12 protein-coding genes are annotated in these 16,711 nt (G+C 52.9%); 3 read left to right on the top strand and 9 right to left on the bottom strand.

Going from position 1 to position 16,711, the window contains the following annotated elements; genetic code table 11:
• Nucleotides 1–415 precede the first annotated feature (415 nt).
• Nucleotides 416–778, top strand: a complete 363-nt coding sequence (gene queD / locus FDW97_RS22285; RefSeq protein WP_137351637.1) for a 6-carboxytetrahydropterin synthase QueD — start codon at nucleotides 416–418, stop codon at nucleotides 776–778.
• 47 nt (nucleotides 779–825) lie between these two features.
• On the opposite strand, the gene queE is transcribed toward queD, so the two are convergent.
• From queE to FDW97_RS22270, 3 genes are all read right to left on the bottom strand, one after another.
• Complete coding sequence (queE, locus tag FDW97_RS22280) at nucleotides 826–1,497, bottom strand: 7-carboxy-7-deazaguanine synthase QueE (protein WP_038633185.1); 672 nt, start codon at nucleotides 1,495–1,497, stop codon at nucleotides 826–828.
• Nucleotides 1,498–1,568: 71 nt separating this feature from the next.
• Nucleotides 1,569–2,258 (bottom strand): N-acetylmannosamine-6-phosphate 2-epimerase, encoded by a 690-nt coding sequence (locus FDW97_RS22275; protein ID WP_137351691.1) that lies wholly within the window; start codon nucleotides 2,256–2,258, stop codon nucleotides 1,569–1,571.
• Nucleotides 2,258–3,814, bottom strand: coding sequence for a maltose/glucose-specific PTS transporter subunit IIC (locus FDW97_RS22270; protein ID WP_085048931.1), 1,557 nt, complete (start codon nucleotides 3,812–3,814; stop codon nucleotides 2,258–2,260). Before FDW97_RS22270 ends, FDW97_RS22275 begins: the two co-directional genes overlap by 1 nt.
• A gap of 165 nt (nucleotides 3,815–3,979) precedes the next feature.
• Between FDW97_RS22270 and FDW97_RS22265 the strand changes: the two genes are divergently transcribed.
• The gene (locus FDW97_RS22265; protein WP_087856940.1) at nucleotides 3,980–4,804 is read left to right on the top strand and encodes a MurR/RpiR family transcriptional regulator; all 825 of its coding nucleotides are present in this window, start codon (nucleotides 3,980–3,982) and stop codon (nucleotides 4,802–4,804) included.
• A gap of 55 nt (nucleotides 4,805–4,859) precedes the next feature.
• On the opposite strand, the gene eno is transcribed toward FDW97_RS22265, so the two are convergent.
• From eno to rlmD, 5 genes are all read right to left on the bottom strand, one after another.
• Nucleotides 4,860–6,158, bottom strand: coding sequence for a phosphopyruvate hydratase (eno, locus tag FDW97_RS22260; RefSeq protein ID WP_003034129.1), 1,299 nt, complete (start codon nucleotides 6,156–6,158; stop codon nucleotides 4,860–4,862).
• An 86-nt stretch (nucleotides 6,159–6,244) separates the two neighbouring features.
• Nucleotides 6,245–7,882 (bottom strand): glutamine hydrolyzing CTP synthase, encoded by a 1,638-nt coding sequence (pyrG, locus tag FDW97_RS22255; RefSeq protein ID WP_005130912.1) that lies wholly within the window; start codon nucleotides 7,880–7,882, stop codon nucleotides 6,245–6,247.
• Nucleotides 7,883–8,106: 224 nt separating this feature from the next.
• Nucleotides 8,107–8,898: a nucleoside triphosphate pyrophosphohydrolase gene (gene mazG, locus FDW97_RS22250; RefSeq protein WP_085048930.1), complete on the bottom strand. Its 792-nt coding sequence runs from the start codon at nucleotides 8,896–8,898 to the stop codon at nucleotides 8,107–8,109.
• A gap of 130 nt (nucleotides 8,899–9,028) precedes the next feature.
• Nucleotides 9,029–11,263, bottom strand: coding sequence for a GTP diphosphokinase (relA, locus tag FDW97_RS22245; protein WP_042310708.1), 2,235 nt, complete (start codon nucleotides 11,261–11,263; stop codon nucleotides 9,029–9,031).
• A 100-nt stretch (nucleotides 11,264–11,363) separates the two neighbouring features.
• The gene (gene rlmD, locus FDW97_RS22240; RefSeq protein ID WP_137351636.1) at nucleotides 11,364–12,662 is read right to left on the bottom strand and encodes a 23S rRNA (uracil(1939)-C(5))-methyltransferase RlmD; all 1,299 of its coding nucleotides are present in this window, start codon (nucleotides 12,660–12,662) and stop codon (nucleotides 11,364–11,366) included.
• Nucleotides 12,663–12,719: 57 nt separating this feature from the next.
• Here rlmD and barA point away from each other — a divergent pair, with 57 nt between their 5' ends.
• Complete coding sequence (barA, locus tag FDW97_RS22235) at nucleotides 12,720–15,476, top strand: two-component sensor histidine kinase BarA (RefSeq protein ID WP_038633206.1); 2,757 nt, start codon at nucleotides 12,720–12,722, stop codon at nucleotides 15,474–15,476.
• 43 nt (nucleotides 15,477–15,519) lie between these two features.
• On the opposite strand, the gene FDW97_RS22230 is transcribed toward barA, so the two are convergent.
• Entirely contained in the window at nucleotides 15,520–16,662 is a 1,143-nt protein-coding gene (locus tag FDW97_RS22230; protein WP_137351635.1) for a glycerate kinase, read from the bottom strand.
• Between the last annotated feature and the right edge of the window lie 49 nt (nucleotides 16,663–16,711).

Raw genomic sequence — 16,711 nt, 5'->3', positions numbered from 1 at the left:
AAGCTGTTTTTCGTGCCCAAATGGCACCAAAAAAAGAAATGAAAATACTCTAAATAATTCGAGTTGCATGAAGGCGGCAAGTGAACGAATCCCAGGAGCTTACTGAAGTAAGTGACTGGGATAAGAGAGTGAAGCCAACACACATGCAGCTCGAAGTATGACGAGTATTAGGTTAACGGCGGGCATAGTAACAACTAAAGAAGGGATAGAAATAACAAATAACCAAATGAACTAACCTGTTTTAGTTATAGTTATTAACAGCGAAATCGATTTAATAAGCATTTGATATATAAATAGTTATTGAACATTATCTTTATGAATGGATTGTTCTGATACTCTGCGCCCTTTTAACTAATGATAAAATTTGCTCTTTACGGTACCCTACGGCGGTTTTTCGCATTCTTGAGAGTAAAAAATGTCCACCACCTTGTTTAAAGATTTCACCTTCGAAGCCGCTCACCGCCTGCCGCATGTACCGGAAGGGCATAAGTGTGGTCGCCTACATGGTCACTCATTTATGGTGCGTCTTGAAATTACCGGTGAAGTCGATCCGCATACCGGTTGGATCATGGATTTCGCAGAGTTAAAGGCGGCGTTTAAGCCGACTTATGACAGACTTGATCACTACTATCTGAACGATATTCCAGGCTTAGAAAACCCAACCAGCGAAGTGCTGGCAAAATGGATTTGGGAGCAGGTAAAACCGGTTGTCCCTCTGCTGAGCGCAGTGATGGTAAAAGAGACCTGCACAGCGGGTTGCGTGTATCGCGGCGAGTGATTGTGACTTTGCCGGATGGCGATGCGAAGCCCACCCGGCAAAATTTATCAGGCAATATTCAGGTATTTATGGGTCTGCATCGACAGACGCCAGTTACGCGCGATACAGGTATCAATGCACAGACGCGTCGCGTCTTCTTTCTGGCTGATTGGCTGTAAGGCAATAATTCGCGGCTTATCATCGCTCAACGTTGCCAGCAGTTCATCCAGCGCTTCAATATCGCGAACGCGGCCGACCGGATGTTTGATTTCATTCGCGCGCTCCAGCGCCTGTGACAGCACATCATAACCACCGCGCATATTCACCTTCGGCGATACGGTCACCCAGGTATTCGGCGTACAGCGTACTTCGTGGGTACCGCTGGTTTCAATCTGGCAGCTAAAGCCGTTCTTTTCCAGCAGGTCAGTCAGCGGCATCAGGTCATGAATGCAGGGCTCACCGCCGGTGATCACCACGTGACGGGCGGTATAGCTCTGACGCTGAATAACAGCCAGCAAATCTTCGCTGCTCGCCGCGCCCCACTTATCGCTCTCTTTCGTTTTAGCCAGGATGCTGTACAGGGAGACTTCCCGATCCTCAAGCTTATCCCAGGTGTGTTTGGTATCGCACCAGGCACAGCCAACCGGGCATCCCTGTAAACGAATAAAAATGGCGGGGACGCCGGTAAAGTAACCCTCACCTTGCAGGGTCTGGAACATCTCGTTAATCGGGTACTGCATAGCGTTCTCAATATGGGGATAAACGCTAATTATCGCAGATCCCCGCCAAAGTATCATGCCCCATCGATGCTTTACGAGGCGATCGCCGCGACAAAGCGTGCCGTTATCTGCTGCGGACGCGTGATAGCGCCTCCAACCACCACGGTATGCGCGCCTAATGCCAGGCAACGTGCGGCGCGTTCCGGGGTATCGACGTTACCTTCCGCCACAACCGGTATGGTGACCGCCGCCAACACCTCACGTAAAAAACCGCAGTCGTTTTCCGCCAGCACATGCCCGGCAGTGTCGGCGGTATAGCCATAGAGCGTGGTGCCCACGCAGTCAAAACCCAGCCGCTCGGCTGTTACCGCCTCATCGACGGTGGCGATATCCGCCATCAGCAGTACGGACGGGTAGCGGGCGCGGATTTGCGTGACCAGCTCTTCCAGCGTTTGCCTACCGGGGCGCGGTCGCGCTGTCGCATCCAGAGCAATAATTTCCGGCTCAACGGTCATCAGTTCATCCACTTCCTGCAGGGTGGCCGTGATAAATACATCGCTGCCCGGATAATCGCGCTTGATAATCCCTATTACCGGCAGGGAGACGCTCTCTTTGATCGCGCGAATATCTACCACGCTGTTCGCACGGATACCTGCCGCACCGCCCTGCGCTGCCGCCAGCGCCATACGCGACATAATAAACGGGCTGTGCAGGGGTTCATTTTCCAGCGCCTGGCAGGAGACAATTAATTTACCTTTCAGGGAATCCAGTACAGTTTTCATCACGATAAGATCTCTTCGACTTCATTTTTAATGATGGTGACATGCGGGCCATAAATCACCTGAACACCGTTGCCGCGAATAATTACGCCGCGCGCTCCGGTCGCTTTCAGCGCAGCTTCATCAACCTTGCTGCTCTCTTTCACCGTCACGCGTAAGCGTGTGGCGCAACAGTCCACCTCTTCCAGATTCTCTTTGCCTCCCAGCCCGGCGATGACTGCCGCTGCGCGTTCGCTCTGAGGCAGACCGGACTCCACCTGGGCAGCGCTCTCACGCCCCGGCGTCAGCCAGTTAAAGCGGTTAATCAAATAACGGAAAGTGAAGTAGTAAAGAAAGAACCACGGCACCCCAACCAGAGGGACGTACATCCAGTTGGTTTTCGCTTCCCCCTGTAGCACGCCGAAGAGGAGGAAATCGATCAGTCCACCCGAAAAGGTTTGCCCAATAGTGATATGTAAAATATGCGCCATCATAAACGCCAGACCATCGAAGAAGGCGTGAATGACATATAACACCGGAGCCACAAACAGGAAGGAGAACTCAATAGGCTCAGTGATGCCGGTCAGGAAAGAGGTCAGAGCCGCCGACAACAGCAGTCCGGCGACAAGCTTTCTGTTCTCCGGTTTTGCCGTGTGGTACATCGCCAGGCATGCGCCAAGCAGGCCAAACATCATGGTGATAAAGCGCCCGGACATAAAGCGCGAGGTACCGGCATAAAACTGCTGCGTATTCGGATCGGCAAGTTGGGCAAAGAAAATACGCTGGGTGCCTTCGACCAGTTGACCGTTGACGATTTCGCTCCCGCCCAGCGCCGTTGTCCAGAACGGCAAATAAAAGATATGGTGTAAACCCAGTGGGCCAAGCATACGCAGAATGAAACCGTACAGTAGCGTCCCCAGATAGCCCGTCGCATCCACCAGACCGCCCAGTCCAAAAATGAGCTTCTGGAAATGCGGCCACACCACCGTCATGATCGCCCCCACCACAATCGCGGCAAGCGAGCTGATAATCGGTACAAAACGCGAACCACTGAAAAAGCCAAGAAACTGAGGGAGTGAGACTTTATTGAAACGGCTATGCAGCGCGCAGGTGACCAGACCAATCACGACCCCACCAAAAACGCCCGTTTCCAGCGTCTGAATGCCCAGCGTCATTCCCTGGCCCACAGCACCTGGATTCTCGTGCGCCAGCGTTCCGTTGAGCGTTAACAAAGCATTGATGGTGGCATTCATCACCAGAAAAGCCAGCAATGCCGCAAGGCCCGCCGTGCCTTTATCCGTTTTCGCCAGTCCCACGGCAACACCAACCGCAAAAAGCACCGACAGGTTGGCAAACACGATAGAACCCGCGCTGGTCATGATCGTGAAGATTGCCTGCAGCCAGTCGACATTCAAGAATGGGTAGGCCGTCAGCGTATTGGGATTCGACAAAGCCCCACCAATCCCCAACAACAACCCCGCTGCGGGCAATACCGCAATCGGCAGCATGAACGATTTGCCGAACCGCTGCGCTTTTTCAAACCATGCGCCTGACGAAGCGCCGCTAAATATTTGCATCATTTTTTCATCTCCCCGATCATTGATGAAAATTTTTACCATAATTATTTTTAAAAATGAAAATTACCATCAAAAACCAGGACGCCGATCATACTTTTTTAAAATGACTGGCATCTCTCCCCTGCTTTCCGCCACACTATCGGCAGAGAAACGCATTAAGGATTTTGCATGTCAGAAAATGAAAACCTGCTGCTGAGATTGCGCCAGGGCGTTGATGGATATAGTCGAACTCAACAAAAGCTGGGAGAGTTTGTGCTTAGCGATCCGGCAAGAGTGGTCTATCTGACGATTACCGAACTGGCGCGTGAAAGCGACACCAGCGAGGCGAGCGTCACGCGTTTGTGCCGTACGCTGGGGTGTAAGGGCTATAACGAATTTAAGATGGCGCTGGCACTCGACCTCCGGCAAGGAGAGCCGGTAGAGCACAGCGGTGATGAGATTGACAATGTGGTCAATGAATCCGTGCAAGCGCTGCAGGACACGGCAAAATTACTCGACAGAACATTACTGGAAGCAGCCGCTCTGGCGCTGCATCAGGCTCAGTCGGTACAAATTTATGGCGTAGCGGCCAGCGCTATTCTGGGGGAATATTTACATTACAAACTCCTGCGCCTCGGCAAACCCGCGCAATTGTTCAGCGACATGCACCGTGCTGCTATGAACGCTACAACGCTAAGCAAAGATACGCTGGTAGTGGCGATATCCAGTTCGGGATCCACGCGCGATCTGCTGCATGTCGTAAAGCTGGCGCGTAAGCAAGGCGTACGCGTACTGGCGCTGAGTAATACACCACGCAGTCCGCTGGCTTCGCTGAGTGATATTCAACTGGTCGCAGCCAAACCAGAAGGTCCGTTGAGCGCCGGCGCGCTAAACGCCAAGGTGGGTGTCATGCTGTTAGTGGAACTGCTCACCACGTCGCTGATTGGACTGGATGAAAAGTACAGCGATGTGAGCCAGCAAACGGCGAGTGCGACCTTACCACTACTACTTTAAAGGCATAAAAAAACCCGCCGCAGCGGGTTTTTACGTTAAGAGTTAAAGAACAGGATTACGCCTGACCTTTGATCTCTTTACGACCGTTGTACGGAGCTTGTTCGCCCAGCGCTTCTTCGATACGAATCAGCTGGTTGTACTTAGCTACGCGGTCAGAACGGCTCATAGAACCGGTTTTGATCTGGCCTGCAGCGGTACCAACAGCCAGGTCAGCGATGGTAGCGTCTTCAGTTTCGCCAGAACGGTGAGAGATGACAGCGGTGTAGCCAGCGTCTTTCGCCATTTTGATCGCAGCCAGAGTTTCGGTCAGAGAACCGATCTGGTTGAATTTGATCAGGATGGAGTTAACGATGCCTTTTTCGATGCCTTCTTTCAGGATTTTGGTGTTGGTTACGAACAGATCGTCACCAACCAGCTGGATTTTGTCGCCCAGAACTTTAGTCTGGTATGCGAAACCGTCCCAGTCAGACTCGTCCAGACCATCTTCGATGGACACGATCGGGTACTGTTTGGTCAGTTCTTCCAGGAAGTGGGTGAATTCTTCGGAGGTGAACGCTTTGTTGCCTTCGCCAGCCAGAACGTATTTACCGTCTTTGTAGAATTCAGAAGCTGCACAGTCCATCGCCAGAGTGATGTCTTTGCCCAGCTCGTAGCCAGCTGCTTTAACCGCTTCAGCGATTACAGCCAGAGCTTCAGCGTTGGAGCCCAGGTTCGGCGCGTAGCCGCCTTCGTCACCAACTGCAGTGTTCATACCTTTAGCTTTCAGAACTTTAGCCAGGTTGTGGAACACTTCAGAACCCATACGTACGGCTTCTTTCAGAGTCTTAGCGCCAACCGGCTGAATCATGAACTCCTGGATGTCGACGTTGTTGTCAGCGTGCTCACCACCGTTGATGATGTTCATCATCGGAACCGGCATGGAGTATTTGCCCGGAGTACCGTTCAGTTCAGCGATGTGCGCATACAGCGGCAGGCCTTTAGCAGCAGCTGCTGCTTTGGCGTTCGCCAGGGACACAGCCAGGATGGCGTTTGCACCGAAGTTGGATTTGTTTTCAGTACCGTCCAGATCGATCATGATCTTGTCGATGCCAGCCTGATCTTTAGCATCTTTACCCAGCAGAGCCTGAGCAATTGGGCCGTTAACAGCTGCAACAGCTTTCAGTACGCCTTTACCCATGAAACGGGATTTGTCGCCATCGCGCAGTTCCAGTGCTTCGCGGGAACCAGTAGAAGCACCTGACGGAGCTGCTGCCATACCAACGAAACCACCTTCCAGGTGTACTTCGGCTTCAACAGTCGGGTTACCACGGGAGTCGATGATTTCACGACCGATGATTTTAACGATTTTGGACATTAGGTTTTCCTCAGTACAAGTTAAACTAAAACTCCAGACAAACAATGCACCCGAATGGGTGCATTGCCGTTCTAACTTTTTACTTCTTACTTCGCCTGACGCTTCTGATGTTCACTGGCGGCTTTCACAAAGCCGGCAAACAGCGGGTGCCCATCACGTGGCGTGGAAGTAAATTCCGGGTGGAACTGACAGGCCACGAACCACGGATGATTCGGTACCTCGATGATCTCGACCAACTGATCATCACCGGAACGGCCTGCAACACGCAGACCAGCAGCTTCAATCTGTTTCAACAGCATATTGTTGACTTCGTAGCGGTGACGGTGGCGTTCAACGATTGTCGGCGTGCCGTACAGTTGACGGACCAGGCTTTCATCGCTCAGCTGACACTGCTGCGCGCCAAGACGCATGGTGCCACCCAGATCGCTCTTCTCGGTACGGACTTCGACGTTGCCGTCTTCGTCACGCCATTCGGTAATCAGAGCCACCACCGGGTACTTACAGTCTGGCACAAATTCCGTGGAGTTGGCGTTGTCCATACCCACTACGTTACGCGCAAACTCAATCAACGCAACCTGCATACCCAGGCAAATGCCCAGATAAGGAATATTGTTCTCACGCGCAAAGCGCGCCGTCGCGATTTTACCTTCAACACCACGGTAGCCGAAGCCGCCAGGGATCAGGATAGCATCAAGACCTTTCAGGATCTCAACGCCGCGCGTTTCGACATCCTGCGAATCGATCAGCTTGATGTTGACGGTGACACGATTCTTCAGACCACCGTGTTTCAGCGCTTCAATCACTGACTTATAGGCGTCCGGCAGTTCAATGTACTTGCCGACCATACCGATAGTCACTTCACCTGCCGGATTCGCTTCTTCGTAGATAACCTGTTCCCATTCTGACAGATTAGCTTCCGGACAGTTCAAGCTGAATCGTTTACAAATATAATCGTCAAGGCCCTGGGATTTCAACAGGCCCGGAATTTTATAGATGGAATCGACATCTTTCAGAGAAATCACCGCTTTTTCCGGAACGTTACAGAACAATGCAATTTTCGCACGTTCATTCGCCGGAACTGCGCGATCGGAGCGGCAGATCAGGATATCTGGCTGAATACCGATAGAAAGCAGCTCTTTTACAGAGTGCTGAGTCGGTTTCGTTTTGACTTCACCTGCCGCCGCCATGTACGGAACCAGCGTCAGATGCATAAACAGCGTGTGCTCACGGCCAATTTCTACGGCCATTTGGCGAATCGCTTCAAGGAACGGCAGAGATTCGATATCCCCAACGGTTCCGCCGATTTCGACCAGAACAACATCATGACCTTCACCGCCTTCCAGAACGCGCTCTTTAATTGCGTTGGTGATATGCGGGATAACCTGAACAGTAGCGCCCAGATAGTCGCCACGGCGTTCTTTACGCAGAACGTCAGAGTAGATACGCCCCGTGGTGAAGTTGTTGCGGCGGCTCATTTTCGTACGGATGAAACGCTCATAGTGACCCAGGTCCAGGTCGGTTTCAGCGCCGTCTTCGGTAACGAACACTTCCCCGTGTTGGATTGGGCTCATAGTACCCGGATCGACGTTGATGTACGGATCCAGTTTCATCATGGTCACGTTGAGGCCACGGGCTTCAAGAATGGCTGCGAGGGAGGCTGCGGCAATGCCTTTTCCCAGAGAGGATACGACCCCGCCGGTCACAAAAATATAGTTCGTTGTCATGCTGGACCTGAGAAGTTAGGGTGAAACGATGGAATTACCAAGACGGGAAAGTAGTATACCCGAACATGACGAGCGCCACAAACTTTCATTATCCCTCCTCTTCACCAGGCTCACATTAACATCGGGAGTGAGAAAATAGCCCCTTTGGGGTAAATGTTTTTGACGTAAATCAAGCGCTTGTTATTTAAAAAATCACACAAAACGCCCTTGACCGACGAAATCCCTTAGAGATCAATTTCCTGCCGTTTTACCTGTTGCCAGACTTCTTCCATCGTTTCCAGATCAACACCCGTCATTTCCAGACCACGAGCAGCGACAATTCGCTCAACTTCACGAAAACGTCGTTCAAATTTCTCGTTCGCTTTTTGTAACGCAGTCTCGGCTTTTGTCCCCAGATGACGAGCCATGTTGACTGTGGCAAACAGCAGATCGCCCATTTCCTCCTCCAGTTTAGCCTGGTCGACAACAGCCTGCTTTGCCTCAAACATGACTTCGTCGATCTCTTCATAAACCTTGTCGACAACTGGTCCTAATGTTTTCCAATCGAAGCCAACATTAGAGCAGCGTTTCTGGATTTTCTGGGCGCGCATTAACGCCGGTAAACTGCGGGGAATATCGTCGAGTGCGGAATGCTGTGCTTTCCCGGCGCGTTCTTCGCTTTTAATTTGCTCCCAGCGGGTTAGCACTTCAGTACTGTTGCTGGCAGAAACATCAGCGAATACATGCGGATGCCGGCGTTCAAGCTTATCGCTGATGGCAGCGCAGATATCATTGAAATCAAAACGGCCTTCTTCCTGCGCCATCTGGGCATAAAATACCACCTGGAACAGCAGGTCGCCGAGCTCTCCGCGCAGATCGTCGAAGTCTTCACGCGCAATCGCATCCAGTACTTCATAGGTTTCTTCGAGAGTGTAAGGGGCAATAGTGGCGAATGTCTGCTCTTTATCCCACGGACAGCCGTTTTCCGGGTCGCGCAAGCGCTGCATAATACCGAGCAGTCGATCGATTTGGTTCATGTGAAAATCCTGAAATTTCAATACGGTAGGCCGGATAAGGCGATAGCCGACATCCGGCAACATGGCAATGCCTGATGGCAACGCTAACGCGTTTTATCAGGCCTACAAGATTATCCGGCCTACAAAATAATTAATTACCGTGCAACCGCCGCGCGTCGATCACATCCGGCACCTGGTTCAGCTTGCCAAGCACGCGTCCGAGCACCTGCAGGTTATAGATTTCGATGGTCATATCGATGGTGGCCAACTGTTGTTTGGTATCGCTCCGGCTGGCAACCCCCAGCACGTTCACTTTCTCGTTGGCAAGAATGGTGGTGATATCACGCAATAAACCGCTGCGATCGTTGGCCTGTACGCGAACCACAAGCGAATATCCCGCCGAGTAGCTTTCGCCCCAAACCGCATCAACAATCCGCTCCGGCGCATGTGAACGCAGCTCTGCCAACTGTTCGCAATCGGCCCGGTGCACGGAAATACCGCGCCCCTGGGTGATAAACCCAACGATTTCATCGCCAGGAATCGGCTGGCAGCAGCGCGCGATGTGGTGCATCAGGTTACCGACCCCTTCCACCACGACGCGACCATCGTCTTTACGGCGACTCTGCGGCGCCTGGGTTTTCTGCTGAAGCTGTTTCAGCGCGGCTGCATCCTGCTCGGCAGCGCTGGGCTTATTAAACTGCGCCTGCAGGAAGTTCACCATCTGGTTGAGACGGATGTCTCCTCCGCCAATCGCCGCCAGCAGTTCATCCAGTTCATTGAAGCTGTAGCGCGGCAGCAGATGTTTTTCCGCCTCTTTCAGGCTAATGCCCAGGTGCGCAAGCTCATCGTCGAGGATCTGGCGGCCCGCAAGGATGTTTTTGTCACGATCCTGTTTACGGAACCAGGCGTGGATCTTCGAGCGACCACGGCTGGTGGTCACATAGCCAAGGTTAGGGTTCAACCAGTCACGGCTTGGGTTTGGCTGTTTCTGGGTGATAATTTCAATTTGATCGCCCATCTGTAACTGGTAGGTAAACGGTACGATGCGCCCACCAATTTTCGCGCCAATGCAACGATGCCCTACATCACTGTGAATGTGGTAAGCAAAGTCCAGCGGCGTGGAGCCTGCAGGTAAGTCAACAACGTCACCTTTTGGCGTAAAGACGTAAACCCGGTCATCGAAGACCTGGCTGCGCACTTCATCCAGCATTTCGCCGGAATCCGCCATCTCTTCCTGCCAGGCGATCAGCTTACGCAGCCACGCAATACGGTCTTCATGCCCAGAACGCGCCGCGCCTGACGCAGTCCCTTCTTTGTACTTCCAGTGCGCCGCCACGCCCAGTTCGGCATCTTCGTGCATCTGTTTGGTGCGGATCTGGATTTCAATGGTTTTTCCACCCGGCCCCAACACAACCGTATGGATCGACTGGTAGCCGTTGGGTTTCGGATTAGCGACGTAATCATCGAACTCATCCGGCAGATGGCGATAGTGAGTATGTACTATCCCGAGCGCGGCGTAGCAGTCCTGTAGACGCTCCGCCACGATGCGCACCGCGCGCACATCGAACAGTTCATCGAAGGCTAACTGCTTTTTCTGCATTTTACGCCAGATGCTGTAGATATGCTTCGGACGCCCGTACACTTCGGCTTTGACGCCTTCCGTTTTCATTTCTGAGCGCAGATGACCAACGAACTCTTCAATATAGTGTTCGCGATCGATGCGACGCTCGTGCAGCAGCTTAGCAATGCGTTTGTATTCGGCCGGGTGCAGGTAGCGGAAGCAGTAATCTTCCAGCTCCCATTTTAATTGTCCGATGCCCAAACGGTTGGCCAGCGGCGCATAGATATTGGTGCACTCTTTTGCCGCCAGAACGCGTTCATCTTCCGGTGCGTCTTTCACTTCACGCAGATGCGCGATCCTCTCCGCCAGCTTGATGACCACGCAGCGGAAATCATCCACCATTGCCAGCAGCATACGGCGGACGTTATCGACCTGCTCGGAAGAGACTGAATCGGTATGCGTGGCTTTCAGTTGGCGTATCGCCGCCATATCGCGCACGCCATGGATAAGATGCACAATGGATTTACCCACGCTTTCGCGCAGGATGTCCTCACTGACCACGTTGGCATCCGCCAGAGGAAATAGCATTGCCGCACGCAGCGTGTCGATATCCATGCTCAACATAGAGAGTATTTCTACCATCTCCACGCCACGCCATAGCAGCAAATCCGCATCAGGATGTCCCTGTGTTTGCTGCTGGCAGTACGCCCAGGTTTCGGCTAAGCGTTCACACGACTGCTGGCTGGAGATCCCCAGACTCGCGATCCATTTCTTGGGATCAAACTCACCAGCTTTATTTATATGTGCACTTCTTACCGCAACCATTGTCCTCTCCTTTAGGGGCCTGGCCTGTCGAAGTCGACAAGCCATACCCATTGTCTTTCACGCTGCATTACAACCCGAAATCCAATGGGTACAAATTTCATTACAAACGCTCAAACAGGACCATCGATTCCAGGTGTCCAGTGTGCGGGAACATATCGAGCATTGCCAGTCGCCGTATGGCATATCCCGCGTTGAGCAAAGCGTCGCTGTCACGAGCCAGCGTTGCTGGGTTACAGGATACATAAACAACGCGACCAGGGCTTAATTTTATAATATGTTGCATCACACCGGCAGCCCCCGCACGCGCAGGATCGAGCAATACTTTGTCGAATCCGTTTTTCGCCCACGGCTGCTGGGTAACATCCTCCTCAAGGTTTTCATGAAAGAATGTCACGTTGTGTAATCCGTTATTCAGCGCGTTTTCCCGGGCTTTTTCGACCAGCGCCGGTACTCCTTCAACCCCCACCACGCTTGCTGCCCGCACAGCCAGCGGCAGAGTAAAATTCCCCATACCGCAGAACAGATCGAGCACGCGATCTTCAGGTCGCACATCCAGCCATTCCAGCGCACAGGCGACCATTTTTTGGTTTACCCCTGCATTGACCTGAATAAAATCACGCGGGCTGAAGCTTAACCGTAGTCCATTTGAGTCATACCAGGGCGATTCTTCTGATACTGATTCCAGTATCTCGCTTTGCGGGGCCAGAAACAAAGACAGCCCCTGAGAATGCGAAAAGCATTCCAGTTTTTCTTTATCCGCAGCACTTAATGGCGCCGTGTGGCGCAAAATCATCAACGCACCGCTCCCTGCCTGCACCAGCTCAACATGACCGAGATGACGTAACCCTTGCAAACTCTCCAGACACGCCCTGATGTGGGGCAACAGCGCTTCAAGTTGGGGCACCAGAATAGGGCATTGTTTGACATCAATAATGTCGCTGGAACCGGATTTGCGAAAACCCATCTGCAATTTTTGTTCTTTTGGCCGATAGTTCAGGCTCAAACGTGCGCGACGACGATAGCCCCACGGGGTATCAGCGATAACATCCGACACTTCACATTTCATTAAACGCGCTAACGCCGCGCTTTTGCTACGCTGCTGCAACGGGATGCTGGCGTGCTGCTGCTGGCAACCGCCACAGACGCCAAAATGCGGGCAACGTGGCACTTCACGTTGTGGACTGTCGTTTAAACGTCGTTTTACTTGCGCGCGGGCGAACTGTTTTTTATCTTCGGTAATCACCACCTCTGCGCTTTCCTGGGGTAGCAATTCCGGTATAAACAACGCCTTTCCGTTATGGCGAGCGACACCCTGACCAAAAGAATCGAGGTCATTGACGGTAACGGTTATGATCTGACGCGTCGTCACGCGTCGTTTTGCAGAGTAGAATTGCGCCATCGACGAGATATTTCTCTATTTAACAGTGTGACCCTAATTGTCCCATAACGGAACTCCATGACCAACTACAGCCTGCGCGCACGCATGATGATTCTGATCCTGGCCCCGACCGTCCTGATTGGTTTACTGCTCAGTATCTTTTTTGTTGTGCATCGCTATAACGACTTGCAGCGTCAACTGGAAGATGCCGGCGCCAGTATCATAGAGCCACTGGCGGTCTCCAGCGAATATGGCATGAACCTGCAAAACAGGGAATCCATCGGCCAGCTCATCAGCGTGCTGCATCGCCGCCATTCCGATATCGTGCGGGCAATTTCTGTCTATGACGAGAACAACCGGCTGTTTGTCACCTCCAATTTTCATCTCGATCCGTCTGAAATGCAGCTGGCGACCGGTTCACCGTTTCCCCGTAAGCTGAGCGTCACCCGGCTCGGGGATATCATGATCCTGCGAACGCCAATTATATCGGAAAGCTATTCGCCGGATGAATCTGCCATAAGCGACGCCAAAAATACGCAAAATATGCTGGGGTATGTAGCGCTTGAACTGGACCTCAAGTCGGTTCGACTGCAGCAATATAAAGAGATCTTTATCTCCAGCGTAATGATGCTGTTTTGTATTGGTATTGCGTTAATTTTCGGCTGGCGTCTGATGCGCGACGTAACCGGCCCGATTCGCAACATGGTGAATACCGTTGACCGTATACGTAGAGGGCAGCTCGACAGCCGTGTGGAAGGTTTCATGCTGGGCGAGCTGGATATGCTCAAAAACGGTATCAACTCGATGGCGATGTCTCTTGCAGCCTACCATGAAGAGATGCAGCACAATATCGATCAGGCGACTTCCGACCTGCGTGAAACCCTGGAGCAGATGGAAATTCAGAACGTCGAACTGGATCTGGCGAAAAAACGCGCCCAGGAGGCGGCCCGAATTAAGTCTGAGTTTCTGGCTAACATGTCGCACGAGCTACGCACCCCGCTGAATGGCGTGATTGGCTTTACGCGCCTGACGCTGAAAACCGAGCTTAACACCACGCAACGCGATCACCTGAATACGATTGAGCGATCGGCCAACAATCTGCTGGCCATCATCAATGATGTGCTCGATTTCTCCAAACTGGAAGCGGGCAAGCTCATTCTGGAAAGCATTCCGTTCCCGCTACGCAGCACGCTGGATGACGTCGTCACGCTGTTAGCGCATTCGTCCCATGATAAAGGGCTTGAGCTGACGCTGAATATTAAGAATGATGTGCCGGACAACGTCATCGGCGACCCGCTGCGCTTACAGCAGGTCATTACCAATCTGGTCGGCAATGCCATCAAATTTACCGAAGGCGGTAATATCGACATTCTGGTCGAGAAACGCGCCCTCAGTAACACGAAAGTGCAAATTGAAGTGCAAATCCGCGATACCGGCATCGGAATCCCTGAGCGCGATCAGTCACGCCTGTTCCAGGCCTTCCGTCAGGCGGACGCCAGTATTTCCCGCCGCCACGGCGGTACCGGACTGGGTCTGGTCATTACGCAAAAACTGGTCAACGAAATGGGCGGGGATATCTCCTTCCATAGCCAGCCGAACCGCGGATCCACCTTCTGGTTTCATATTAGTCTCGATCTCAACCCTAACGTTCTCATCGATCGCTCGACAACCCGGTGCCTTGCTGGTAAACGACTGGCTTATGTCGAACCTAACGCCACTGCCGCGCAATGCACGTTAGATATATTAAGTGAAACGCCGCTGGAGGTGATTTACAGCCCTTCATTCTCCGGGCTGCCGAAGGATCACTACGATATTCTGCTGATTGGCATTCCGGTCACGTTGCGCGAACCGCTCACCATGCAACATGAGCGGCTGGCAAGCGCAGCGGCGATGACCGATTTCCTGTTATTAGCCCTGCCCTGTCACGCACAGATTAACGCCGAGAAATTGAAACAAGGCGGCGCGGCGGCGTGTCTGCTGAAGCCTCTCACCTCAACCCGACTGCTGCCTGCGCTGACAGAGTATTGCCAGTTGAACTACAGCGCGGATCAGCCATTGCCAGATGAAAGCAAAATCGCCATGACCGTTATGGCGGTGGACGACAACCCGGCGAACCTCAAGCTGATCGGCGCACTGCTGGAAGATAAGGTACAGCACGTCGTACTCTGCGACAGCGGGCACCAGGCGGTGGATCGCGCCAAACAGATGCCGTTTGATCTGATCCTGATGGATATTCAGATGCCCGACATGGACGGTATTCGCGCCTGCGAACTGATCCACCAGTTGCCTCATCAACAACAGACGCCAGTTATTGCGGTCACCGCGCATGCGATGGCCGGGCAAAAAGAGAAGCTGCTCAGCGCCGGGATGAATGATTACCTGGCGAAGCCTATCGAAGAAGATAAGCTGCACAATCTCCTGTTACGCTACAAACCCGGCGCGGCCACATCGCTTAGGGCGCTCGCAGTTGAACCTCCGGAGCCGGTCGTCAATCCGAATACTACGCTCGACTGGCAACTGGCATTAAGACAAGCCGCGGGGAAAAACGATCTGGCGCGGGATATGCTGCAAATGCTGCTCGATTTTCTACCCGAGGTGCGCAACAAAATTGAAGAACAACTGGTAGGCGAAAACCCTGAAGGGCTGGTGGATATGATTCATAAGCTGCACGGTAGTTGCGGCTATAGCGGCGTCCCGCGCATGAAAAACCTGTGCCAGCTCATTGAGCAACAATTACGTAGCGGGACCAAAGAAGAAGAGCTGGAGCCTGAGTTTTTAGAGCTGCTGGATGAAATGGACAACGTTGCCCGCGAAGCGAAGAAGTTGTTGGGCTGATATTCGCCGGATGGCGGTGTGACCGCCTTATCCGGCCTGTAACTCAGCGTAACTGTTGCCCCGCTTTCAGCGTCGCAGCCACGTTGCGCGCGGTCATGCGTACGTTCTCATTCGCATTCTTCAGCGCCTCATCCAGCGAACAAATGGTATAGATGACGCTGAAAACCGCATCCAGCCCATGCTGGTGCACAACACCGACATCCGCCGTCAGGCTACCGGCAATGCCGATCACCGGTTTGTTGTAACGCTTTGCGATCTTCGCCACGCCAACCGGAACCTTACCGTGAATAGTCTGGCTGTCGATACGCCCTTCACCTGTCACCACTAAGTCTGCATCCGCAACGCAGGCATCCAGGCGTAACGCATCCGTCACGATCTCAATACCGCGACGTAGCTGTGCACCGCAAAACGCATACAGCGCCGCCCCCATACCGCCAGCAGCGCCACCGCCGGCCAGCTCCAGCACATTGACGTCCAGATCGCGCGCGATCAGTTGCGCATAGTGCGTAAGCGCCCGATCAAGACGCGGAATCATCTCCGCCGTCGCCCCCTTTTGTGGGCCAAAGACCACTGAGGCTCCTTCTTTACCGGTCAACGGGTTAGTGACGTCGCAGGCCACTTCGATACGACATCCGGCAAGACGCGGGTCTAACTGCGAGATATCAATCCGGGTGAGCGATTCCAGGCCCATCGCGCCATGAGCAATATCTTCATCTTGCACATCCAGCAACCTTGCGCCCAGCGCCTGCACCATACCAGCACCGCCATCATTGGTGGCGCTACCGCCAATCCCGATGATGATATGCTCCACGCCCGCATCCAGCGCATGCCGAATTAGCTCCCCGGTTCCCCAGGAGGTGGTTTTCAGCGGATCGCGTAAATTAGCAGGAACCTGCTCCAGCCCGCTGGCGGCTGCCATTTCAATAAACGCCGTGCGCTCATCGCCGGATAAACCATAAAAAGCCTGAATTGTATTGCCCAAAGGGCCGGTAACATCAACATGCACAAGGTGGCCTTGCGTAGCGGCAACCATCGCTTCGACCGTTCCCTCACCGCCATCTGCGACCGGGATCTTCACGTAATCCGCCTCAGGCCAGATCTCACGGAATCCCAGTTCAATCGCCGTTGCGACTTCAAGCGCACTCAAACTTTCCTTATAGGAATCCGGTGCGATCACTATTTTCATAAAGCATCCTTACGCATGTTGACTGTGTTAAGCATACACCAGGAGGAAA

Source organism: Citrobacter sp. wls708, assembly GCF_005281255.1.
In the GTDB taxonomy this organism is placed as follows: Bacteria; Pseudomonadota; Gammaproteobacteria; order Enterobacterales; family Enterobacteriaceae; genus Citrobacter; species Citrobacter werkmanii.
The sequence above is the reverse complement of the archived record's forward strand: the minus strand, read 5'-3'. Positions and strand labels throughout refer to the sequence as shown.